The sequence below is a fragment of the Bradyrhizobium sp. Ce-3 genome (genome assembly GCF_022835695.1).
Taxonomy (GTDB): domain Bacteria; phylum Pseudomonadota; class Alphaproteobacteria; order Rhizobiales; family Xanthobacteraceae; genus Bradyrhizobium.
Window position 1 is genome coordinate 310,283 of the sequence record NZ_BQUV01000005.1, and the last position, 23,395, is coordinate 333,677.

21 protein-coding genes are annotated in these 23,395 nt (G+C 64.0%); 12 read left to right on the top strand and 9 right to left on the bottom strand.

The features are described from left to right. The first annotated feature begins 11 nt into the window (after window positions 1-11). Together BRSPCE3_RS19385 and BRSPCE3_RS19390 are read left to right on the top strand one after the other, a co-directional pair. A complete protein-coding gene (locus tag BRSPCE3_RS19385; protein ID WP_244067684.1) occupies window positions 12-710 on the top strand; it encodes a WbqC family protein in 699 nt (232 codons plus the stop codon). 157 nt (window positions 711-867) lie between these two features. Continuing rightward, complete coding sequence (locus BRSPCE3_RS19390) at window positions 868-2,172, top strand: nucleotide sugar dehydrogenase (protein ID WP_244067686.1); 1,305 nt, start codon at window positions 868-870, stop codon at window positions 2,170-2,172. A 78-nt stretch (window positions 2,173-2,250) separates the two neighbouring features. Here the strand turns inward: BRSPCE3_RS19390 and BRSPCE3_RS19395 are convergent, their stop codons facing one another. Next, window positions 2,251-3,612, bottom strand: coding sequence for a hypothetical protein (locus BRSPCE3_RS19395; RefSeq protein ID WP_244067687.1), 1,362 nt, complete (start codon window positions 3,610-3,612; stop codon window positions 2,251-2,253). 291 nt (window positions 3,613-3,903) lie between these two features. Here BRSPCE3_RS19395 and rfbA point away from each other — a divergent pair, with 291 nt between their 5' ends. From rfbA to BRSPCE3_RS19425, 6 genes are all read left to right on the top strand, one after another. Continuing rightward, window positions 3,904-4,794 (top strand): glucose-1-phosphate thymidylyltransferase RfbA, encoded by an 891-nt coding sequence (gene rfbA, locus BRSPCE3_RS19400; protein WP_244067688.1) that lies wholly within the window; start codon window positions 3,904-3,906, stop codon window positions 4,792-4,794. A gap of 11 nt (window positions 4,795-4,805) precedes the next feature. After that, entirely contained in the window at window positions 4,806-5,864 is a 1,059-nt protein-coding gene (gene rfbB, locus BRSPCE3_RS19405) for a dTDP-glucose 4,6-dehydratase (RefSeq protein ID WP_375709929.1), read from the top strand. Between the two features lie 27 nt (window positions 5,865-5,891). Further along, a complete protein-coding gene (locus BRSPCE3_RS19410) occupies window positions 5,892-6,809 on the top strand; it encodes a class I SAM-dependent methyltransferase (protein ID WP_244067690.1) in 918 nt (305 codons plus the stop codon). Between the two features lie 223 nt (window positions 6,810-7,032). Further along, window positions 7,033-8,094, top strand: a complete 1,062-nt coding sequence (locus BRSPCE3_RS19415) for a Gfo/Idh/MocA family protein (RefSeq protein ID WP_244067691.1) — start codon at window positions 7,033-7,035, stop codon at window positions 8,092-8,094. Continuing rightward, window positions 8,091-8,558, top strand: a complete 468-nt coding sequence (locus tag BRSPCE3_RS19420) for an acyltransferase (protein WP_244067692.1) — start codon at window positions 8,091-8,093, stop codon at window positions 8,556-8,558. The genes BRSPCE3_RS19415 and BRSPCE3_RS19420 overlap by 4 nt, the downstream gene beginning before the upstream one ends. A 10-nt stretch (window positions 8,559-8,568) precedes the next feature. Continuing rightward, window positions 8,569-9,666: a DegT/DnrJ/EryC1/StrS aminotransferase family protein gene (locus tag BRSPCE3_RS19425; protein WP_244067693.1), complete on the top strand. Its 1,098-nt coding sequence runs from the start codon at window positions 8,569-8,571 to the stop codon at window positions 9,664-9,666. 32 nt (window positions 9,667-9,698) lie between these two features. Here the strand turns inward: BRSPCE3_RS19425 and BRSPCE3_RS19430 are convergent, their stop codons facing one another. Further along, window positions 9,699-10,271, bottom strand: coding sequence for an HAD family hydrolase (locus BRSPCE3_RS19430; protein ID WP_375709936.1), 573 nt, complete (start codon window positions 10,269-10,271; stop codon window positions 9,699-9,701). 53 nt (window positions 10,272-10,324) lie between these two features. Beyond that, window positions 10,325-11,548, bottom strand: a complete 1,224-nt coding sequence (locus BRSPCE3_RS19435; RefSeq protein ID WP_244067695.1) for a phenylacetate--CoA ligase family protein — start codon at window positions 11,546-11,548, stop codon at window positions 10,325-10,327. A gap of 106 nt (window positions 11,549-11,654) precedes the next feature. Here BRSPCE3_RS19435 and BRSPCE3_RS19440 point away from each other — a divergent pair, with 106 nt between their 5' ends. Next, window positions 11,655-12,806 carry an AGE family epimerase/isomerase gene (locus BRSPCE3_RS19440; RefSeq protein WP_244067700.1) on the top strand — a complete coding sequence of 384 codons (1,152 nt, stop codon included), beginning with the start codon at window positions 11,655-11,657 and terminating at the stop codon, window positions 12,804-12,806. Between the two features lie 64 nt (window positions 12,807-12,870). Here BRSPCE3_RS19440 and BRSPCE3_RS19445 read toward each other — a convergent pair whose 3' ends face one another. The 6 genes from BRSPCE3_RS19445 to BRSPCE3_RS19470 form a co-directional block, all read right to left on the bottom strand. Continuing rightward, the gene (locus BRSPCE3_RS19445) at window positions 12,871-13,710 is read right to left on the bottom strand and encodes an ABC transporter ATP-binding protein (protein ID WP_244067701.1); all 840 of its coding nucleotides are present in this window, start codon (window positions 13,708-13,710) and stop codon (window positions 12,871-12,873) included. Window positions 13,711-13,871: 161 nt separating this feature from the next. Beyond that, window positions 13,872-15,155 (bottom strand): ABC transporter substrate-binding protein, encoded by a 1,284-nt coding sequence (locus BRSPCE3_RS19450; RefSeq protein ID WP_244067702.1) that lies wholly within the window; start codon window positions 15,153-15,155, stop codon window positions 13,872-13,874. Window positions 15,156-15,206: 51 nt separating this feature from the next. Then, entirely contained in the window at window positions 15,207-16,280 is a 1,074-nt protein-coding gene (locus tag BRSPCE3_RS19455) for a branched-chain amino acid ABC transporter permease (RefSeq protein WP_244067703.1), read from the bottom strand. Window positions 16,281-16,283: 3 nt separating this feature from the next. Then, complete coding sequence (locus BRSPCE3_RS19460; protein WP_244067704.1) at window positions 16,284-17,177, bottom strand: branched-chain amino acid ABC transporter permease; 894 nt, start codon at window positions 17,175-17,177, stop codon at window positions 16,284-16,286. Between the two features lie 205 nt (window positions 17,178-17,382). Then, a complete protein-coding gene (locus BRSPCE3_RS19465; protein WP_244067705.1) occupies window positions 17,383-19,311 on the bottom strand; it encodes a long-chain fatty acid--CoA ligase in 1,929 nt (642 codons plus the stop codon). Then, a complete protein-coding gene (locus tag BRSPCE3_RS19470; RefSeq protein ID WP_244067706.1) occupies window positions 19,308-20,129 on the bottom strand; it encodes an ABC transporter ATP-binding protein in 822 nt (273 codons plus the stop codon). The genes BRSPCE3_RS19465 and BRSPCE3_RS19470 overlap by 4 nt, the downstream gene beginning before the upstream one ends. Window positions 20,130-20,534: 405 nt before the next feature. On the opposite strand from BRSPCE3_RS19470, the gene BRSPCE3_RS19475 reads away from it, so the two are divergent. The 3 genes from BRSPCE3_RS19475 to BRSPCE3_RS19485 all read left to right on the top strand — a co-directional run bounded on the left by BRSPCE3_RS19475 (window position 20,535) and on the right by BRSPCE3_RS19485 (window position 23,389). Next, on the top strand, window positions 20,535-21,209 hold the full coding sequence (locus BRSPCE3_RS19475) for a Crp/Fnr family transcriptional regulator (protein WP_021080507.1): 675 nt from the start codon (window positions 20,535-20,537) through the stop codon (window positions 21,207-21,209). 142 nt (window positions 21,210-21,351) lie between these two features. Beyond that, window positions 21,352-22,452 carry a GDP-mannose 4,6-dehydratase gene (gmd, locus tag BRSPCE3_RS19480; protein WP_244067707.1) on the top strand — a complete coding sequence of 367 codons (1,101 nt, stop codon included), beginning with the start codon at window positions 21,352-21,354 and terminating at the stop codon, window positions 22,450-22,452. Continuing rightward, window positions 22,433-23,389, top strand: coding sequence for a GDP-L-fucose synthase (locus BRSPCE3_RS19485; RefSeq protein ID WP_283843143.1), 957 nt, complete (start codon window positions 22,433-22,435; stop codon window positions 23,387-23,389). The genes gmd and BRSPCE3_RS19485 overlap by 20 nt, the downstream gene beginning before the upstream one ends. The last annotated feature ends 6 nt before the right edge of the window (window positions 23,390-23,395 follow it).

The following is a 23,395-nucleotide window of genomic DNA, read 5'->3' on the forward strand; positions in this document are numbered from 1 at the left end:
AGTGGCATGCGATGGGGTGCCTCGTTGCGATCCATCAACCCAATTTCTTTCCGTGGCTCGGGTACTTTGACAAGATCCGGCGTGCGGACGTGTTCGTGCTGCTCGATGCCGTCGATTATCCACGCTCGGGATCGGGCGGCATGGGTTCGTGGTCGAACAGGGTACGGATTGCGATCCAGGGCGAGGCGCGTTGGGCCACGTGTCCGGTCCGTCGGCTGCCGTTGGGGGCACCTATCAATGCCGCGGAGATCGACGATGGCCGGCCCTGGCGTCGCAAGATGATTGCGACGCTGCAGGCAAGCTACGGCAAGACACCCCACTTCGGCGAGGCGATGGCGCTGCTGCAGCCCCTGATCGAGCAGCATGAGACGAACCTTGCAGCGTTCAATATCGCGGCCATCAAGGCGATCGCGAAGCACTTCGGCCTTGCGACGCGATTTCAGCGGCAGTCTGAGCTGCCGCATGCAGGCAAGGCGACGGAGCTGCTCATATCGCTGATCAAGGCGGTCGGCGGGGATGCCTACCTTGCCGGCGGCGGCGCCGGAGGCTATCAGCAGGACGAACTGTTCCAGGAACATGGCATCCGTCTGGTGAACCAGGGTTTCGTGCCCGAGCCTTATGGCCCGGACGAGGCGTTCATTCCGGGCCTTTCCGTGATCGACTATCTGATGTGGCGCGGTTGGCCGGCGACGGACGGTGGACGGGCCTGAGAGCCGCTCCTGCCAGGGGGAAGAGCCACGGCTGGCCCCGCTTTTGGGCTTGTCGGAGGGGGGCGGGGCGTCTATGCAACCGTCGCCAAAGGCGCTCTACCTCGCGGATTTTTCGGCACGCTGATTTGAACACACAACACACCTGTGAGCGTTGGACATGAATACCGAACTGATCGACAAGCTGGACCGCAAGACCGCCAGGATTGGCATCGTGGGCTTGGGCTATGTCGGCCTGCCGCTCATGCTTCGCTACAGCGAAGTTGGTTACAAGGTTATCGGCTTTGATATCGACCAGACCAAGGTCGATGCGCTTCGGGCCGGGCGTTCCTACATCGAACATATTTCGAGCGAGAGCATCAGGGGAGCAACCGAGCTCGGCTTCGAGCCGACGACGGATTTCTCGCGTGCGAAGGAGGTCGACGCGCTGATCCTCTGCGTCCCGACCCCGCTCAACAAATATCGCGAGCCGGATCTCAGCTTCGTGCTCAACACGACGGAGTCGCTGCTGCCATATCTCCATCGGGGGATGGTGCTGTCGCTCGAGAGCACGACCTATCCTGGCACGACCGAGGAGGAGCTGAAGCCGCGTATCGAAAAATGCGGCTTCACCGTCGGCAGTGACATCTTTCTGGTCTTCTCGCCGGAACGGGAAGATCCCGGCAACCAGAATTTTTCGACCCGCTCGATTCCGAAGGTCTGCGGCGGTTGCACCCCCGCATGCCTCGAGGCCGGCATCGCCCTCTATCGCCAGGTGATCGACAAGGTCGTTCCCGTCAGCTCGACGCAGGCCGCCGAGTTGACCAAGCTGCTGGAGAACATCCATCGGTCGGTGAATATCGGCCTCGTCAACGAAATGAAGATGGTCGCCGACAAGATGGGGATCGACATTCACGAGGTGATCCGCGCCGCGGCGACCAAGCCGTTCGGGTTTGTTCCGTACTACCCCGGTCCCGGCATCGGCGGTCACTGCATTCCGATCGACCCGTTCTACCTGACCTGGAAGGCGCGGGAATACGGCATGCATACGCGTTTCATCGAGCTCGCCGGCGAGATCAATTCCTCGATGCCGGACTACGTCGTATCCAAGATCTCGCTGGCCCTCAATCAGCGGCACAAGTCGATCAGCGGCAGCTCGATCCTGGTTCTCGGCATTGCCTACAAGAAGAACGTCGATGACGTCCGCGAATCGCCGTCGGTCCTCTTGATGGAGAAGCTTCGCGATCTCGGCGCCAAGGTCGCCTACAGCGATCCGCATGTTCCCGCATTCCCGAAAATGCGAGCGCATTCGTTCGACCTGTCGAGTGTCGCGCTCACCGCGGACAATCTGCGGCGCTTCGATTGTGTCTTGCTTGCCACCGATCACGACAAGTTCGACTATCAAATGCTCGGCGCGCATGCTCCGCTGCTGGTCGATTGCCGCGGCAAGTTTCCTCAGCCTGCAGACAACATCATTCGCGCGTAGGTGATCTCGCAGGCGTTTTGGGTCATCCTTCCGACCGGGATGACCTGTTGGAGATCGACGGCTGGCGCGCTCGGAGCGCTAGCCGGCGTGGGCCTCCTGCAAATGCTCGCTCACGGCGACTGTTGATGCGGCTTTCCGGTCGAACGCCGACCGCGGTGCAACGTACCAGAGCAGGAAAAGCAGCGCGGTGCCGTTGGTCAGCAGCGCCGTCGAAAGCGGTACGTTGAGGAGAACCTGCGGCAGGAGCCCGGCGGATAGCAGCACGAATTGGGGCGGCAAGCCGGACGACAGGCGATTTCCGAGTGCGATGATCAGGCCGCAGCCCAGCGCGGACAGTGGGGCAAGCACAAGGCCGACCGATGCTATTCCTTCGGTGGCGAACAGCGAAGCATTGAAGGAGCCGAGATCGTAGGCTTTGGCCATGACGGCCCATATCGGCTCGTCGTAGGCGCACGGGACCACGAGCTTGACCACGTTGATCTGGCAGAAATGGGTCAGCGGGTGCGCCGAGAAGTAGTTGTTGTAGACCTCGAGGGCGAGCGACGGGATCGCGATCATCCTGTTGTTGACGGTGCCGAAATAGACCAGTCCGGGCTTAAACGGAAACAGGCCGATCTTGACCAGCACGAACAGGATCGCGCCAATCAGGACAGGCAGGAAGAACGAAAGGATCGTAGCGATCCTGGCCTCGGCAAGCTTGCAGATGAGCGCGAGGAACAACAACCAGACCGGAGCGAACAGCGCCATCTTGGTCAACATGATCGGGTAGAACAGAACCATCAGAAGCAGCGCGATCCCTGCCTGCCAGAACCGCTTGCTGGCGACAAAGCAGGCAAAGGCGAGCGGCAGCAGGGCATTTGAGGCGATCCAGGTCGCGTATCGCAAGGCACCCGGGAGCGCGACCTCCGCGCGGTATTTGTACATCTCCGAGAGGTCGACCAGCTTGAGATTGTACAGCGAGCCAATGCCGATGATGGCCGCTGAGACGAGCAGGATGGCGGACGGCATCATGTGAAAGGCGCGTTCCGGTATCACGACGACCTGCCGCACAGGCGCGGTGATGAGCAGCGCAGGGGTGAGGAACGCAAGTGCCGACAGCACGATCGAGATGAGCGCCAGGCGGTGATCGTAATCAAGCAGCGAAAATTCGATCAGCCAGAGATATCCGAGCACCATGATATAGAAGTAGAAGCCGACGAGGTATCCGAAGCTGAAGCGAGCGATTGCGAACACGATCAGGATCGGACTGAACGCCAGGACGTTCACGATCGCAGCTGCAAGATGCGACTTTTCGAAACCGATGATGCCTGGAAAGGCTTCGGTGACCGTGATCCAATACAGAGAAATACAGCACACCGCGACGTGGGCATAGGCGAGCAGGGCAAGTCTGGCCTGGCGCCAACCGAAACCAGGGGCCAGCTGAATTGCGTGATCGTTCATTCTCATCTACCGCCGTGTCGGGCTGTGCGTTTGGATTGGCTCTCTGACGGTTTTCGTGCTCGGCGGACAACCCCACGCGATCGCCAACCGATGCCGCCTCTTGGATCAGGGACATGGCACGACACGGGTAGAACGACAAGAATTATGCTTGTATTTCATTCTATTATTCCTGCCCAAGAACGCAATTGCGGCTTGCGCCTTCGGCGTGACCACGTGCCGGTTGCCAGACAGCGCGTTTGCCGAACCACCGACCTCTGATAGGCTGTCCGGACAATTACGCAGGCGGATTGGATGAAGGGCATCATTCTTGCTGGTGGTACCGGGTCGCGCCTCTACCCGGTGACAACCGTGGTTTCGAAGCAACTCCTGCCGATATTCGACAAGCCGATGATCTACTATCCGCTGTCGACCTTGATGCTGAGTGGCATCCGGGAAATTCTGATTATCTCAACGCCCCAGGATCAGCCGTTGTTTCGCCGGTTGTTGGGCGATGGCTCGGACTTCGGCCTCAAGTTGGAATATGCCGGCCAGGATCATCCCCGGGGGCTCGCCGATGCCTTCATTATCGGGCGCGATTTCGTCGCTGACGACGACGTCGCCCTGATCCTCGGCGACAATCTCTTCTTCGGTCACGGGCTCCCCGAAATGCTGGCGCGCGCCGCCGCGAGAGCTTCGGGAGCTACGATTTTCGGCTATGTCGCCAAGCGGGCTCAGGACTACGGTGTCGTCGAGCTCGACGCGGACGGAAGGGCGATCTCGATCGAGGAGAAGCCGCACCGGCCAAAATCCAATCTCGCGGTGACGGGCCTGTACTTCTACGACAACGACGTCCTGAAGATTGCGTCCACGATCAGGCCCTCGCCCAGAGGCGAACTCGAAATCACGGACGTCAATCGCGCCTACATGAAGCGCGGCGATCTGCATGTCGAGATTTTGGGGCGCGGCTTCGCGTGGCTGGACACCGGCACGCACGCCTCGCTGGTCGAGGCCAGTCATTTCGTCCAGATTCTCGAGCAGCGCCAGGGCCTGCGGATTGCGTGTCCGGAAGAGATCGCGCTGAGGCTCGGCTACATCTCGCTTGAAGCCTTTCGTAGCGCCGCACTACGCAATGCGAAGAGCAGCTATGGCGAGTATCTTCTGTCGATCTATGATCTGTTTGCCAATTCCAAGCCGTCGAACTGAGGTCGGGGCCAGTGCTGCCTAGCAAAGCAACGATCTTTGTCACCGGAGGAGCCGGTTTCATTGGCTCTGCCGTCATACGGCGTTTGCTGGACTGCACCGACGCTTCGATTGTCAATGTCGACAAGATGACCTACGCGTCCAGCCTTCACTCGATACCGTCGGCAGCCGGCAGCGAGCGCTACGTTCTCTCGAGAACGGATATCTGCAACAGCCCGGACTTGCGCAGGCTGTTCGATCATTACCGGCCTCAGGCGGTCATCCATCTTGCCGCGGAAAGTCATGTCGATCGCTCGATCGACGCTCCCGGCGATTTCATTCAGACCAATGTCGTGGGCACCTTCACGCTGCTGCAGGAGGCCCTCCGCTACTGGCGCGCGTCCGAGCCTGCCGAGCGCGACGCATTCCGGCTCGTTCATGTCTCGACGGACGAGGTGTTCGGCACCCTGGGGATCGATGGCCATTTCGTGGAGACGAGCCCCTACGCGCCGAATTCGCCTTATTCGGCCAGCAAGGCCGGCTCCGATCACCTCGTACGTGCGTGGTACGAGACTTACGAGCTGCCGACGCTGGTGACAAATTGCTCCAACAATTATGGACCGTATCAGTTTCCCGAGAAGCTGATCCCTCACATGATCATCCGGGGATTGGCCGATGAGGCGCTGCCTGTTTACGGCGATGGTCAGCACGTCCGTGACTGGCTGTATGTCGAGGATCATGCGGACGCGCTGATCCGCGTTGTTCAGCACGGGAGAGTGGGGGACACCTACAATATCGGCGGCAGGAGCGAACGAACCAATCTCGAGGTCGTAGAGTTGCTTTGTGCACTGCTCGATCAGGCGACGGGAGCCGAGGCGGGCGCGCACCAGCGCCTGATCTCGTTCGTCAGGGACCGTCCGGGTCATGATCGCCGTTATGCCATCGACCCGTCCAAGATCGAGCGGGACCTCGGCTGGAACCCGCAGGAGAGTTTCGAGACTGGCATCAGGAAGACGGTATATTGGTACCTCAATAACAAGCCCTGGTGGGACGAGATTCTGCGGCGAGGCTACCGGGCCCAGCGGTTGGGATAGCAGGCGCGCTCCGGGCCCCGCGGGGCTTTGGTTGTTGGCAGAACGAGCAATACCGGATATTCGGCGTCGGATGCGTCGAGACACATTTCTTGGCTAAAGCAGGTAGGGGCCGCAATGACTGGAACTCAACAGGCGATCGACGCCGCCAATGCGGCGTTCTGGGACGAGTTGTGCGGCTCGGCGGCCGCGCGGTCATGGGGGATCACCGATTCTTCAATGGAGTCGCTGCGCCGCTACGACGAGAATTATTTCCAGTTCTATCCGTATCTCGAGAAATACATCGACTGGAAGTCGATGCGCGGCAAGCGCGTGCTCGAGATCGGACTTGGTTACGGCAGCGTCTCGCAGAAGATCGCGGAGAGCGGCGCGGACTTCACCGGCCTCGATATCGCTGCGAATCCGTGCACGATGGTCAATCACCGGATCGCGCAGAGCGGGCTGAAGGGCAGGGCCATTCAAGGCAGCATTCTCAGCAACTCGCTTCCAGACAATTCGTTTGATGCGGTTGTCGCGATCGGCTGCCTGCATCATACCGGCAACCTCGCTGCCGCGATCGCGGCCTGCCGCCGGCTGCTGGTGCCGGGTGGACGCCTCATCGGCATGGTCTATTACGCCTATTCCTATCGGCAGTTCGTGCTCGAGCCGAAGCGCGCGCTTCGCTATATGATGCGTGAAATCGGAGGCTATCGCGGGACCTTCCGCGACGGCGAAACGGGCGCCTACGATAAAACGCAGGACGGTTCGCTGGCGCCGGCGACCGAGTTCATCTCGGCCAAGTCTCTGCGGACAATCTGTTCGGGATTTTCGAATTTTCAGGCTACTCCTGAGAACGCCGATCAGGAGCGGCCATTCCAACGATGGAAACGACCTCAACTCCTTGCCTCGCCAGTTCCGCGGTACTGCGGACTGGACATCTATTGGAGCTGCAACAAGTCGGGCGCCTGAGCCAAATGTGCTGGTTTGAGGCCGCAGATTTCGGGACTGGCCGGTTTGCGCAGGCTCGGACGCCATGACGCCGCGAGCCGTGCGGCGAGCTTGGCGCATGGCCTTGCCTAATCCCGAGTTTTCCGGGTAATGGACGTTACCGCGCGGCCCCCCAAGGCCGCTTGTTCCCTCGGCTCCTCGGCTGGTTGCAATGGCCGGCCACGAGACAAGACAGGGCCTTTGCATGATCAGATTTGGACTGCTCGGGTGCGGGCGTATCGCCAAGCGTCATTCCGATCTCCTGGGTGGCAATCACATCGCGGGAGCGAGCCTGGTTGCGGTCTGCGATCCGATCCGCGCGCGCGCTGACGCGGTTGCCGGGAAGTTCGGCGTCCCGGCCCATTACGACATGGACGAGTTCTTGGGCCGCAAGGATATCGACGCGGTGGCCGTGCTGACGCCGAGCGGGCTGCATCCCGCGCATGTGATCGCCTGTGCGAGGGCCGGCAAGCACGTCGTGGTCGAGAAGCCGATGGCGCTGCGTCTGCAGGACGCCGACGACATGATCCGGGCCTGCGACGAGGCCGGCGTCAAGATGTTCATCGTCAAGCAGAACCGCTTCAACGTGCCGGTGGTCAAGGCGCGCGAGGCGCTCGATGCCGGCCGCTTCGGCAAGCTCATCCTTGGGACGGTGCGGGTGCGCTGGTGCCGCGACCAGGCCTATTACGACCAGGACGATTGGCGCGGCACCTGGGCCTATGACGGCGGCGTGCTGACCAACCAGGCCAGCCACCATGTCGACATGCTGGAGTGGTTCTTCGGCGACGTCGTCAGCGTGCATGCGCGCGCGGCGACGGCGCTGGCCAACATCGAAACCGAGGACACGGCTGTCGCAACGCTCAAGTTCCGCAACGGCGCGCTCGGGATCATCGAGGCGACCACCGCGGCGCGTCCGACCGACCTCGAGGGCTCGCTGTCGATCCTCGGCGAAAAGGGCACGGTCGAGATTTCCGGCTTCGCGGTCAACCAGATCCGGCACTGGCGCTTCGTCGACGAACTGCCGTCGGACAAGGATGTCGTGGAGAAGTTCTCGGTCAACCCGCCCAACGTCTACGGCTTCGGCCACCAGGCCTATTACCATCACGTGGTCGATTGCCTGGAGAACCAGCGCGCCGCGCTGGTCGACGGGCTCGAGGGCCGCAAGAGCCTGGAGCTGATCTCGGCCCTCTATGAGTCGATCGAGACCGGCGAGGAAGTTGCGCTCCGCTTCACGCCGCGGCGAAGTCGGTTGGGTGTCGTTTCGTGAATCGGCCGGAAGTGCATCAGGCCAGTGTGCGTGATGTCGCGTTCGGCGAACGCGTCAAGCTCGTCGAGCCCTGCAATCTCTACGGCTGCACGCTCGGCGACGATTGTTTCGTCGGACCGTTCACCGAGATCCAGAAGGGCGTGGTCGTCGGGGCGCGCACCCGGGTGCAGTCGCATGCCTTCGTCTGCGAGCTCGTCACCATCGGCGAGGACTGCTTCATCGGACACGGTGTGATGTTCGTCAACGACACGTTTTCGACCGGCGGTCCGGCGCGCGGCCGCAAGGAGCTGTGGCGCGAGACTGTCATCGGCAACCGGGTGTCGATCGGGTCCAACGCCACGATCATGCCGGTCAGGATCGCCGACGACGTCGTCATCGGCGCGGGATCGGTGGTGACCAAGGACATCACGACGCCCGGTACCTACGCCGGCAATCCGGCGCGCCGGCTGCTGGCGAGCCAATAGGGGAATATCGATGGCTGTGCCGTATGCCGACCTGCAACTGCAATACCAGTCGATCAAGGGCGAGATCGATGCCGCGATCGCCGGTGTGATCCGCGACAACGCCTTCATCCGCGGCGGTTATGTCGACGCCTTCGAGCGCGAATTCGCCGCGGCTGCGGAGGTCGCGCATTGCGTATCCTGCGCCAACGGCACCGACGCGCTCCACCTCGCGATGCGGGCGCTGAAGGTGCAGCCGGGCGACGAGGTGATCACGACGGCGCATTCCTGGATCTCGACCGCGGCGATGATCACCCATTCCGGCGCCACCGTCGTGTTCTGCGACACCGATGACGCGACGTTCACGATCGATCCGGCGGCGATCGAGGCGGCGATCACGCCGCGCACGGTCGGCATCATCCCGGTGCATCTGTACGGCCAGCCCGCGGACATGGACGCGATCATGGCGATCGCGCAAAAGCACAAGCTCTGGGTAATCGAGGACTGCGCGCAGGCCCATCTCGCGCGCTACAAGGGCCGCATGGTCGGCACGTTCGGCGAGGCCGCGACCTATTCATTCTATCCCGGCAAGAATCTCGGCGCGATGGGCGACGCCGGCGCGGTCGTCACCAACGATGCGGCGCTCGCGAAGCAGATGGCGATGCTGGCGCGCCACGGCGGGCTGGTGAAGCACCAGCACCATATCGAGGGCATCAACAGCCGGCTCGACGGCATGCAGGCCGCGATCCTCTCCGCCAAGCTGCCGCATCTCGCCGCCTGGACCGAAGCCCGGCAGGCCGCGGCCGAGGTCTATGATGCCGGCCTCAACCAGATCGAGGATGTGGTGGTGCCCGCGGTCGCGCCGGCGCGCAGCCACGTCTATCACCTCTATACGATCAGGCATCCGCGCCGCGATGAGCTCGCCGCCCATCTCAACACCAACGGCGTGCAGACCGCGATCAACTATCCCACCGCGCTGCCGTTGCTGCCGGCCTATGCCCGGTTCAACCACCGGCCGGAGCAGTTTCCCAACGCCCATCGCGATCAGGGCCGGATTCTCTCAATCCCGATGTTTGCGGAGATCACACGCGAGCAGCAGGACGAGGTGATCGAGCTGGTTCGAAAATTCTGATCGCGATCGTGGCTTCGCGCTGAGCTTGCGGCTCAGCTTCGCTGCAGCAGTGGCCTCAGAAATAGCTCCAGATTGGGGCCTGAGAACAAGTGGCCCGTCAACCCCGCCGCGCGCGCAGCCTCGAGATCGGTCGGCTGGTCGCCGATCAGAAAGCTCCGTTCGACGTCGACCGGAAAGCGCGCCAGCAGGTCATTAATCATGCCCGGTGACGGTTTGCGGCGGTGGCTGACCTGCCGATACTGCTCCACGGTCCCTTCAGGGTGGAACGGGCAATACTCGAAGGCGTCGATATGCGCGCCGATCTTGCCGAGCTCGTCCGCCATCCAGTCGTGCAGCTGCCGGACGTGGGTCTCCTCGTAGAGCCCTCGTGCAACGCCCGACTGGTTGGTCACGACGAACGCAAAATAGCCGATGTCGTTGACGGCCTTCACCGCCTCGCGCGCGCCGTCGATCCAGATCAGTTTGTGGCTTTCGAACAGGTAGCCGATATCCCGGTTCAGGACGCCGTCGCGGTCGAAGAAAACCGCCGGCCGTCGCGGCTGAGCTCCTGAAACATTGCTCATGAGGTGATGATCCCGTCTCCACGCGGCATGAGCCCGCTCAATAGTTCACAATGCCGCGCGCGACAATGTGGACTCGGCCGCGCGGGGGCGTGGGATCACCGCTCGTCGACAATCACCTTGCCGTCGTTCGGCAGCGCGCCGGCGCCGACCAGCTCGACCGCACCGCCGAGCTTGGTCACGGCACGCAGCGAGGCCGCGACCTCGTCCTGCAGGGAGCTGGCGGGCGAGGCACATTCGGCTTTCAGCGTCATCGCGTCGGCCTCGCCGGCGCGCGTGACCACGAGACGCAGCCGTCCAAGCGCGGGATGGCGTTTGCCGATTTCCGCGATCTGCTCGGGGCGCACGAACATGCCCTTCACCTTGGTGGTCTGGTCGGCGCGGCCCATCCAGCCCTTGATTCGCATATTGGTGCGTCCGCACGGGCTCGCACCGGGCAGGGCGGCGGTCAGGTCGCCGAGCGCGAGGCGGATCCAGGGATGATGCGGATCGAGCGAGGTCACCACGATCTCGCCGACGTCGCCCGGCGCAACGGGATCGCCGGTGCCGGGCTTGACGATCTCCAGGATCAAATCCTCATTGACCGTCATGCCCTCGCGCGCCGGCGTCTCGAATGCGATCAGGCCGAGATCGGCGGTGCCGAACGCCTGATAGGCCTCGACGCCGCGCGACTTCATCTCCTCCTGCAGCGATTTCGGAAATGCGGCGCCCGACACCAGCGCGCGCTTGATCGAGGACACGTCGCGGCCGGCGCTGGCCGCGGCATCGAGCAGGATCTTCAGGAAATCGGGTGTGCCGCTATAGCCGACCGGGCGATAGGCCTCGATCAGCTCGAATTGCTGCTCGGTATTGCCGGGGCCGGCCGGGATCACGGCGCAGCCGAGCGCCCGCGCCGAGGCGTCGAAGATGAAGCCGCCGGGTGTGAGGTGATAGCTGAAGGTGTTCAGCACGACGTCGCCCTCGCGAAAGCCGGCCGCAAACAGCGCCCGCGCGCCGCGCCAGGCGTCCGCCTGGCGGCCCTCCGGCTCGAAGATCGGTCCGGGCGAGGTGAACAGGCGGGCAAACGTGCCGGGCTTGTCGGCCACGAAGCCGCCGAACGGCGGGGCGGCCTTGTGCAGGGCCGGCAGTTCCGACTTGCGCAGCACCGGCAGCCCCGCCAGCGCCTCCCGGCCAGTGATGGAGGCGGGATCGATGCCCCGCAGCAGGTTGGCGTAGGCAGGCGCCGCCATCGCCTTGCGCAGCACCTCCGGCAGCGTGGCGAACAAGGCGGCTTCGCGCTCGGCCGGATCGCGCGTTTCAAGGGCGTCGTAATGGTCGGTCATAGCGGGTCCTTGGCGGGTCCTTGAGAGGATTTGCGCAGGTTGCGTGCCGGTCTGCCCGTGCTATCAGACGGTGACCGCTGACAGTGGGACGGTTCCAGGAAGCACGATGGCTGAGGCAGAAAGCGTTGCGGCGGACGGGGCCGCCGATGTCGTCGCGCGGTTGAAGCGCCGCATCGTCGACCAGGCGCTGCCGCTGTGGTCGACCACAGGTTGGGACAGCGCGGCCGGCGGCTTTGTCGAGCGGTTGCACCAGGATGGGACAGCCGATCACGCCGCGCCGCGGCGGATCATGGTCCAGGCGCGCCAGATCTATTGCTACGCCAAGGCAGCGCAGCTGGGCTGGTATCCCGAAGGCCGCGCGATCGCGCTGAAGGGGCTCGACTACCTGCTGGCCAAGGCCAAGGCGCCGGATGGCCGGCCGGGCTTCGTCTACAGCCTGACGGCCGAAGGCGGCGTGCTTGACCCGCTGCGCGACACCTATGGCCATGCCTTCGTGCTGCTCGCGCTGGCGACTGTCTACGGCCTCGATCAGGACGCCCAGATCCGCGCCGAGATCGACACGCTGCTGTCGTTCCTCGACACCCAGCTGCGCTCGCCTCATGGCGGTTTCCACGAAGGCCTGCCGCCGTCGATGCCGCGCCGGCAGAACCCGCAGATGCATCTGTTCGAGGCGATGATCGCCTGCTTCGACGCGACGCATGATTTGTCGTTCCAGAACCGCGCCGGCGATTTCTTCGCGCTGTTCCTGGCCAACCTCTACGACAAGCAGGCGCGGGTGCTCGGCGAATATTTCGAGGAGGACTGGTCGAAGATCCCGCCGGTCAGCGTCGAGCCTGGGCACCTTGCGGAATGGGTCTGGCTGCTGAAGGGATTTGAACGGATCACCGGCTGTCCCACCGGGCGCCCGCGCGGCGAGCTCTTGGCCTCTGCGCTGCGCTATCGCGACGCCGCCACCGGCTGCCTGATCGACGAGGGCGACGCCGAGGGGAACATCCGCCGCCACACCAGGCGGCTGTGGCCGCAGAGCGAGCTGGCGAAGGCCTGGACCGCGCAAGCCGAATCGGGCGAAGCCGGCGCGGCGGACGAGGCGCGCGCGGCGCTCGTGCTGCTGGAGCGGCATTATCTCAGCCATCCCGTGCGAGGGGGCTGGTACGACCAGTTCGACCGCGACGGCACGTCGCTGGTCGCCACGATCCCGGCATCGTCGTTCTACCATGTGCTCTGCGCGGTCACTGAAGCCGAGCAGGTGCTCGGATAGAACCGCCTTCCTGGTCTGACGCGTTTTCTGCACACGCAACTCCGCCCGAAAACGCCCGATATCCTCACAGCCAGCGCTTGCGCCGCTTGAAGCTCTTCAGGTTCTTGAAGCTCTTGCGCTGGTCGCCGGCGCCGCCGAGGTAGAACTCCTTCACATCCTCGTTGTCGCGCAGCTCGTCGGCGGAGCCGTCGAGCACCACCTTGCCCTGTTCCATGATGTAGCCATGGCTCGCGACCGACAGCGCGGCACGGGCATTCTGTTCGACCAGCAGGATCGTGACGCCGAGATCGCGGTTGATCTCCTTGATGATCGCGAACACCTCCTTGACCAGCAGCGGCGACAGCCCCATCGACGGCTCGTCCATCAGGATCATCTTCGGACGCGCCATCAGCGCGCGGCCGATTGCGAGCATCTGCTGCTCGCCGCCGGAGAGATAGCCGGCGAGGCCGGTGCGCTCCTTCAGCCGCGGGAAATATTTGAACACCATGTCGATGTCGGCGGAGACCTCGCCGTCACGGCGGGTGAAGGCGCCGAGCCGCAGATTTTCCAGCGACGTCATGTCGGCGACGATGCGGCGGCCTTCCATCACCTGGAAGATGCCGCGGCGGACGATCTTGTCCGGATCGATGCCGTTGATGCGCTGGCCCTCGAACAGGATCTCGCCGCGGGTGACTTCGCCGTCCTCGGTCTTGAGCAGGCCGGAGATCGCCTTCAGCGTGGTCGACTTGCCGGCGCCATTGGCGCCGAGCAGCGCCACGATCGCGCCCTTCGGCACTTCCAGGCTAAGCCCGCGCAGCACCAGGATGACGTCGTCATAGACGACCTCGATGTTGTTGACGCTGAGCAGCGGCGGCGGCGGGACGGCCGTCGGCACCGGGCGGGTGGCTGTTGCGGTTTCAGTCATATGCTTCGATCACCTTCAACTGTGGCCACCCGCGTTTCGTGCGCAACTGCGCACTCGGGCGGGTGACCCAGTATTCCAGAGGCGCCAGAGACCAAACGAGAGGCCGCGGCGTACTGGATCCCCCGCTTTCGCGGGGAATGACGACTTCCTGAGTTACGACCTCACCAGCCGAACCATTCCGGCTTGCGCGGCAGTTCGACGGTCTTCACCTTCTCGAGCTTGATCGTGCCCTTGCCCATCAGGTCGTTGATGTCGCCATCGGTCGCGCCGGACACCTTGGCGCGATAGAGATCGACCTTGGTCGTCGGGCGATGATCCTTCTCGGTCCAGCTCGAGGGATTGCAGACGCCCTCCATGCCCGCCGGCACCCAGTCCTTCTTCTGGTAGAAGCCCTTGGCGACGTTCTCGCCGGTGGCACCGCCATTCTTGGCGGCCCAATCCAGCGCTTCCTTCATGTAGAGCGCGCTGCAGACCGCGGCGATGTAATGCACCGGGCGATAGACCTTGCCTGACGGGTCGGACATCTTCGAGATCTCCATCACCGTCTTCATGCCGGGCGCGTTGCCGCCCCACCCGACCGCCGTGCGCAGCGGGAAGATCACGCCGTCGGCGGCATCGCCCGCGGTCTTGGCGGCGTTCTCATCCATACCCCAGACGTTGCTGAGGAACTGAACCTCGACGCCGGCGGTCTTGCAGGCCTTCATCACCGAGATGTTGGAGGCCGCGGTGTTGCCGAGATAGGCGTAGTTGGCGCCGGAGCTCTTCAGGCTCAGGCACTGCGCCGAGTAGTCGCCGGGCGACAGCGCGAACACCAGCGGCGGCAGCACCTCGAAGCCGAGCTCGGTGGCGAGCGCTTCGCCTGCGGCCTTCGGCGCGTTCGGATAGGGATGGTTGGCGCCCATGTGGACGAATTTCGGCTTGCCGGGCTTGCCCTTCGCCTTCCAGTCCTCGGCCGCCCAGGTCAGCTCGGCGCGCAGCGCGTCCGAGTAGCTCGGGCCGTAGAAGAAGTTGTACGGCGCGGGCTTGGCCTTGCCGCTGGTGCCCTCGGGATCCGTCAGCGCGGCAGCATAGGAGCCCGACATGTCGGGGATCTTGTCCTGGGCGAGGAAGCCGGTCAGCGCCTCGGTGTCCGCCGTGCCCCAGCCCATGATCGCCGCGACCTTGGCGTCGGACGCCGACCACTTCTTGTACAGCGCGATCGCGCGCGGCACCTGATAGCCATAGTCGTTGCTGTCGACACTGAGCTGCTTGCCGCCGACGCCGCCGTTCTTGTTGACCCAGGCGAAGGTATCGGCGACGCCCTGGCCGTAGGGCGTGCCGACGTCGGAAGTGCCGCCCGAGAGGTCCTGCAGATGGCCGATGGCGATCTGCGCCTGCGCGGTGGCGGCCGCGCTGCTGATCAGCAGCGCAAGGGAGACCGAGCTCAAAAGGGATCTAACCGACATTTTTGTTTCCTCCTGCTTATTCGTTGAACCGAATTTGAGTTGTGCCACGCGTCAATGCGAGAACGGGTAAAGCTTCCAGTAGGCCTTGATCTGCCGCCAGCGATGCGCGAGGCCGTCAGGCTCGAACATCAGGAAGCCGATGATGATCAGGCCGATCGCGATCTCGCGCAGGAAGGTGATGTTGTTGTTGAGCTGCAGCGCCTTGTCGATCGCGCTGCCCTTCAGCCAGGCGCTCAGCCATTCCATCGATTCCGGCAGCAGCACCACGAAGGCCGTGCCCATCAGCGTGCCCATCACCGAGCCGGTGCCGCCGATGATCACCATCGCGAGGAACAGCACCGATCGCTCGATGCCGAAGCCTTCCTGCGAGACCACCAGCTGATAATGCGCGTAAAGCGCGCCGGCGATGCCGGCGAAGAACGCGGCAAGCCCGAACGACAGCGTCCGGTACTTGGTCAGGTTGATGCCCATGATCTCGGCGGAGAGATAGTGGTCGCGGATCGCGACCAGCGCGCGGCCATCGCGGGTGCGCATCAAATTGGTGACCAGCAGGTAGCTGATCACCATGTAGGCGAGCACGACGTAGAAATACTGCCGGTCGCCGCGCAGCGTGTAGCCGAAGATCGAGAACGGATTGGCGCTGGCCGGCACCGAGCCGCCGGAGAACCAGTCGGCACGCGAGAAGAAGTCGAGCAGGATGTACTGCGCGGCGAGCGTCGCGATGACGAGATAGAGCCCCTTCAGACGCGCCGCCGGCACGCCGAAGACCAGGCCGACCAGCGCCGTGATCACGCCGGCGAGGGGGATCGCGAAGAACACCGGGATCGGCGCGTTGTTGGAGATGTAGGCCGAGGTGAAGGCGCCGAACAGGAAGAACGCGGCGTGGCCGATCGAGATCTGGCCGGTGAAGCCGACCAGGACGTTGAGGCCGAGGGCCGCGATCGCGAAGATGCCGATCTGGATCGCGATCGAGAGCAGGTAATTCGACAGCAGCATCGGCGCGAAGCAGGCGAGCGCGATGCCGGCAATCGCGAAGTTGCGGCTGGTCGCGGTCGGGAAGATCGTGGTGTCGGCCGCGTAGCTGGTGCGGAAATCGCCCGACGGGATAAGGGTGCTCGTTGCCATTGATCAGACCCGCTCGATGTCCTTGGTGCCGAACAGCCCGTACGGCTTGATCATCAGGATGATGATCAGGACGTAGAACGGCGCGATCTCGTAGAGATTGCCCCAGTGCAGATACTCGCTGTCGACGTACTGGGCGACGTTTTCCAACAGCCCGATGATGATGCCGCCGAGCACGGCGCCGCCGACCGAGTCGAGCCCGCCGAGGATTGCCGCCGGAAACACCTTGATGCCGTAGGCCGAGAGGCCGGACGACACGCCGTTGACCACGGCGACCACGACGCCGGCAACCGCCGAAACGGTGGCCGAGATCGCCCAGGCCATCGCGAACACGCTCTTCACGGAGATGCCGAGCGACTGCGCGACCTGCTGGTTGAAGGCGGTGGCGCGCATCGCGAGGCCGTATTTGGAGGCGCGGAAGAACCAGGCCATGCCGACCATCATGGCGAGCGAGACCACGAGGCTCATGACATAGACGGTCTGGATCTGCAGCCCGAACAGGCTGACCGACTGGCTCTGGAACACGCGCGGGAACGGCTGCGGGTTGACGCCGAAGATCCACTTCAGCGCCGCCTGGAACACGGTCGACAGGCCGATCGTCACCATTATGACGGAGATGATCGGCTCGCCGATCATCGGCCGCAGGATCACGACCTGGATCGCGATGCCGAAGATGAACATGAACACCAGCGTGATCGGCATCCCGACCCAGAACGGCACCTGGTACTTCGTCAGCAGCGCCCAGCATACCCAGGCGCCGACCAGCAGCAATTCGCCCTGCGCGAAGTTCACGACCTGCGTCGCCTTGTAGATCAGCACAAACGACATCGCGACCACGCCATAGAGCGTGCCGACCACGAGGCCGTTGACGATCAGCTGGATCAGGAACTGGGTGTTCATGGGGTGCGGTCGCTCCCAGTACCCTCTCCCCCTGTGGGAGAGGGTGGCTGCGCGAAGCGCAGCCGGGTGAGGGGTTGTCTCGGCATCGGGAACGTGGAGAGAGGACCCCTCACCGAAGCGAGTTCGTGTCGACCAGCGGTGTAGCCCTCTCCCACAAGGGGAGAGGGCACATCCATGCGCACCGCGCTCTGCTCTCGCAACGCGGTCATTCCGCGGCCTCCGCGATGGCGGCGCGGCCGAGGTCGACGACTTCGAGCGTGGTGCGGACGCGTTGCGTGGTGCCGTCCTGGAAGCGGATCACGGTGTCGACCGGGATGCTGGCCTTGCCGCGGTAGATCGCATCGATGATGTCGGCGTATTTCTCGTTGATCACGCCGCGGCGGACCTTGCGGGTTCGTGTCAGCTCGCCGTCGTCGGCATCGAGCTCCTTGTACAGCAGCAGGAAGCGCGAGATGCGCTGCGCCGGCGGCAGGGTGGCGTTGACCGTCTCGACCTCCTTCTTCAGCAGCGCATAGACCTCGGGACGCGACGACAGGTCGGTATAGGTCGTGAACGAGAGCCGGTTCTTCTCCGCCCATTTCGAGATGATCGAGTAGCGGATGCAGATCATCGCGGCGAGCGCGTCGCGGCCGGCGCCGAGCACGACCGCCTCGGCGACATAGGGCGAGAACTTCAGCTTGTTCTCGATAAATTGCGGCGAGAAGCGTTCGCCGCGCGAGGTCTCGGCGAGATCCTTGATGCGGTCGATCACGACGAGCTGCCGGTCGTCGTTGTAGTAGCCGGCGTCGCCCGAATGCATCCAGCCGTCCTTGATGTCGGCGACCGAGGCTTCCGGGTTCTTGTAGTAGCCGTGGAACATGTTGGGATGCCGTACCACGATCTCGCCGACGCCGTTGACGTCGGCATTGTCGATCCGGATCTCGATGTCGTCGGCCATCGGCACGCCGGTCGTGTCGGGGTCGACCCTGCCTTCCGGGTGCAGCGTGTAGGCGCCGAGCAGCTCGGTCTGGCCGTAGAGCGTGCGCAGCGGCACGCCCATCGCCTGGAAGAACTTGAAAGTATCCGGCCCGAGCGCCGCGCCGCCGGTCGCCGCCGAGCGCAGCCGGGTGAAGCCGAGCCGGTCGCGCAGCGCGCGGAACAGAAGCTGGTCGGCGAACACAGAGCGCTTGCCCTCGGCGAGCGCCGCGAGCCCGGTCTTCATGCCGAGCTCGTAGAGCTGCTGCTTGAACGGCGAGGCGTCCATCACGCCGGCGCGGACGTCGGCCGCGATCGATTCCCACACCCGCGGCGCGAACAGCACGAAGGTCGGCGCGATCTCGCGGAAATCGTGCATCATGGTATCGGGCTCTTCGACGAAGTTGACCTTCATCCGGGAGAGCAGCGCTTTGCCGAGCGCGTAGATCTGTTCCATGATCCAGGGCAGCGGCAGCACCGAGACATATTCGTCGTCCGGCCCCTTCGGATCGAAGGCCAGATAGGTCGCGCAGTGCCGCAGCACGCGCCCGGCCGAGAGCATCGCAAGCTTCGGGTTGGCCGTCGTGCCCGAGGTCGTGCAGAGGATCGCGACGTCCTCGCCCTTTGTCGCGTCGACCAGCCGGTCGTACAGCCCTGGCTCGCGCGCGGCGCGGTCGCGGCCGAGCACGACGAGCTTGCTCGCCTCCATCAGCCGCGGATCGTCGTATTTGCGCATCCCGCGTGGGTCTGAATAGACGATGTGCTTGAGATTGGGCACCCGGTCGGCAAGGCCGAGCAGCTTGTCGACTTGTTCCTCGTCCTCGGCGAACACCAGCTTGGCCTCGCCATAGGTCAAGAGATAGGCGGCCTCCTCGTCCAGCACGTCGCGGTAGAGGCCGAGGCTCATCGCGCCGATGGCGTGGGCCGCGATCTCGGCAGCGACCCAGTCCGGCCGGTTGTCGCCGATGATGCCGATCACGTCGCCGCGGCCAAGGCCGAGCTCGATCATGCCGAGCGCGAAATCATGGGTGCGGGTCTGGTAGTCGTTCCAGCTGAATTCGCGCCACAGCCCGAGATCCTTCTCGCGCAGCGCGATCTCGCCGCCGTGCTCCCTGGCGTTGAGGCGCAGCATCTTGGGGAAGGTGTCGGCCTGCGCGGCGCGACCGGCATAGTCCATCATGCCGCGCTCTCCCGCACCGCCGGCTTGTCGTCGGGATCGACCAGCGCCTCGTCCTCTTCGCCGAGATAGGCGCGCTTGACGTGGGGATCTGCCAACACGGCCGCCGGATCGCCCTCGGCGATCTTGCGGCCGAAATCCAGCACCATGACGCGGTGGGAAATGTCCATCACGACGCCCATGTCGTGCTCGATCATCATCACGGTCATGCCGAACTCTTCGTTGAGGTCGACGATGTAGCGCGCCATGTCTTCCTTCTCTTCGAAGTTCATGCCGGCCATCGGCTCGTCGAGCAGGATCAGCTGCGGCTCGAGCGCCATCGCGCGGGCGAGCTCGACGCGCTTGCGCAAGCCGTAGGGCAGGGTGCCGGCGGTCGCCTTGCGCACCGACTGCAGATCGAGGAAGTCGATGATCTCCTCGACCTTGCGGCGATGCTCCAGCTCCTCGCGGCGCGCGCCGGTCAGCCAGTACAGCGAGCCCGTGATGAAGTTGTTCTTCAGGAGGTGATGGCGGCCGACCATGATGTTGTCGAGCACGCTCATATGGTGGAACAGCGCGAGATTCTGGAACGTCCGGCCGATGCCGAGGCGGGGCCGCGCGTTCGGGGTCAGACCGGTGATGTCCTGGCCGCGATAGAACAGCTGGCCTTCGGTCGGCCGGTAACGGCCGGAGATGCAGTTGACGATCGAGGTCTTGCCGGCGCCGTTCGGGCCGATGATCGAGAACAGCTCGCCCTCGTTGACGGCGAAGCTCACCTCGGTCAGCGCACGGACGCCGCCAAAGCGCAATGAGACTCCGCGCACCTCGAGACTGTTGGCCACCCTGTTCCCTCCAGATACGGGCGCTTTGGCGCGCTCTTTATCTTCGCTTCGATCTTGTTTCGATCTTATACGGGCTGCCGAAGGGAGACCATCCGACTAACGATGCCGGCGGTCGGGAGCATCGCTCGTCCCGATCGCCTGCGTCATGCGCGGTAACGCCGCACCCTGCCTGCAAGCCCGTCGCCCGCGGCTTACGCCGGTCCGCGATCCATCGAGGAGCGGCGCGCGGCGTTAGGCGAGGTGGCTCTAAATACGAGAAAGCGATAGGCTGAATTGTCATGTGCCCGACAATTGGTCAGGAATTTTCGCTGGCATTCCAGGTGGCGGGCTCCTGGCTTTGCGCGCACGGCGTTGCTGCGGTGCAATATCGTGTCTGTATCTTTGGGGTGGGATGCCGTCGCTAGAATGATCGCTGCTGATTACCTGAAGCGCATCGCGGCCTGGTCGCGCGAACTGACCGAGCAAGAAATCGAGATCGCGCGCGCCGGCATTTCCGAGAAGTCTTACCGCGCCAACGAATTCATCTTCATGCGCGGCGACAATTTCCAGTACTGGACCGGCATCGTCACCGGGCTGGCGCGCATGGGCATCGTCTCGCGCGGCGGCAAGGCGGCGAGCTTCGCAGGCCTCACCGCCGGCGCGTGGTTCGGCGAGGGCACCGTGCTCAAGAACGAGCTGCGGCGCTACGACGTGGTCGCGCTGCGCGATACGCGCCTGGCAATGATGGATCGCCGGACTTTCGTCTGGCTGTTCGAGAACAGTGTCGGGTTCAACCGCTTCCTGGTGGGGCAGCTCAACGAGCGGCTTGGCCAGTTCATCGCGCTGCTCGAATATGGCCGGACGCTGGATGCCACCGCGCGGCTGGCGCGCTCGATCGCCTCGTTGTTCAATCCGATTCTCTACCCCGAGCTCACCCTGCACCTGGAGATCACCCAGGAGGAGATCGGGGCGCTGTCGGGAATCTCCCGGCAGAACGCCAACCAGTGCCTGAAACGGCTCGAGCGCGAGGGGCTGCTGAGGCTCGAATATGGCGGGGTCACGATCATCGAGCTCGACCGGTTGCGCCACTACGGGGAGTGACCGCCCCGGGACCGCATTTGGCCGTTTTTGTCGAACCTAAAGTCCTGATTTCAAACGATTATGCCATTAGACTTGGAGGAGGCCGGATGCTACAGACCGGCCTCGTCGGGACCGCGCGGTTTTCGCGCTTTCTGGAGATGACATGGCGGTTAAGGATTCGGCGGCTCAGGACTCAAGGCGGCGCGTTGCGCTGATCACCGGCATCACCGGGCAGGACGGCGCGTATCTCGCCGAATATCTGCTCGCTCTCGGCTATACCGTGCACGGGATCAAGCGCCGGTCGTCCTCGTTCAACACCGCGCGCGTCGACCATCTTTACCAGGACCCGCATGCCGGCAACGTGCCGTTCCTGATGCACTATGGCGACATGACGGATTCGACCAACCTGATCCGGCTGATGCAGCAGATCCGGCCGACCGAGATCTACAACCTCGCCGCCCAGAGCCACGTCCAGGTCAGCTTCGAGAGCCCGGAATACACCGCCAATGCCGATGCGATCGGCGTGCTGCGCCTGCTCGAGGCGATCCGCATCCTCGGCATGGAAAAGGAGACGCGGTTCTATCAGGCCTCGACCTCGGAGCTGTACGGGCTCGTCCAGGAGGTGCCGCAGAAGGAGACCACGCCGTTCTACCCGCGCTCGCCCTATGGCGTCGCCAAGCTCTACGGCTACTGGATCACGGTGAACTACCGTGAGGCTTACGGCATGTTCGCCAGCAACGGCATCCTGTTCAACCATGAGAGCCCGATCCGCGGCGAGACCTTCGTGACGCGCAAGATCACCCGCGCCGTTGCCCGCATCGAGGTAGGGCTCGAGAACAAGCTCTACCTCGGCAATCTCGATGCCAAGCGCGACTGGGGCCACGCCCGCGACTATGTCGAGGGCATGCACAAGATCCTGCAGGCGGATGAGCCCGGCGACTTCGTGCTCGCGACCGGTGAGACGCGGTCGGTCCGCGAATTCGTCGAGCTGGCGTTTGCCGAGGTCGGCCGCAGCATCGAGTGGCGCGGCAAGGGCGTCGAGGAGACCGGCGTCGACAAGGCATCCGGCAAGACGCTGGTGCAGATCGATCCGACCTATTTCCGCCCGACCGAGGTCGACCTCCTGATCGGCGATGCCAGCAAGGCGCGCGCCAAGCTCGGCTGGGCACCGAAGACGCCGTTCGCGCAACTGGTGAAGGAAATGGTCGCCAGCGATCTCGTCGAGGCCAGACAGGATGCGGCCAATGGCAAGCACGGCGTTTGAACTGAAGGGCAAGACGGTTTTCGTTGCCGGCCATCGCGGCATGGTCGGCTCGGCGCTGATGCGCCGGCTGGCGCGCGAAGGGGCCGATCTCTTGACGGTGTCGCGGGGCGAAGTCGACCTGCGCGAGCAGGCTGCGGTCAACGCCTGGTTTGCCGCGAAGCGGCCGCAGGCGGTGTTCCTCGCCGCTGCCAAGGTTGGCGGCATCGTCGCCAACAACACGTTGCGGGCCGAGTTCCTCTACGACAACCTGGCGATTGCAACCAATGTGATCCAGGCGGCCCACGCCAATGGCTGCGAGAAGCTGATGTTCTTCGGCTCGTCCTGCATCTATCCGCGCCTGGCGCCGCAGCCGCTGCGCGAGGATTCGATGCTGACCGGGCCGCTGGAGCCGACCAACGAGCCCTATGCCATCGCCAAGATTGCCGGCATCAAGATGGCCGAGGCCTATCGCAGCCAGTATGGCGCCGATTTCATCAGCGTGATGCCGACCAACCTCTACGGCCCCGGCGACAATTATCATCCCGAATATAGCCACGTCGTCGCCGCGCTGATCCGCCGCTTCCATGAGGCCAAGGTTTCCGGCGCTGCTAACGTCGTGGTGTGGGGCACCGGTACGCCGCGCCGCGAATTCCTCTATGTCGACGACCTCGCCGACGCCTGCATCCACCTGATGAAGACCTATTCCTCGCCGGAGCTGGTCAATATCGGCACTGGCGAGGACATCACCATCGCCGAATTCGCCCGCGTGGTTGCCGCCACCGTCGGCTATCGCGGTGAGATCAGCTTCGACACCTCGCGCCCCGACGGCACGCCGCGCAAGCTGCTCGACGTCAGCCGCCTGGCCAGGCTCGGTTGGCGCGCCACCACCTCGCTCGAGGATGGCATCAAGCTCGCGTACCAGGCCTATCTGAACGAGACCAGGCAGGCGGCGGAATAACGCGAG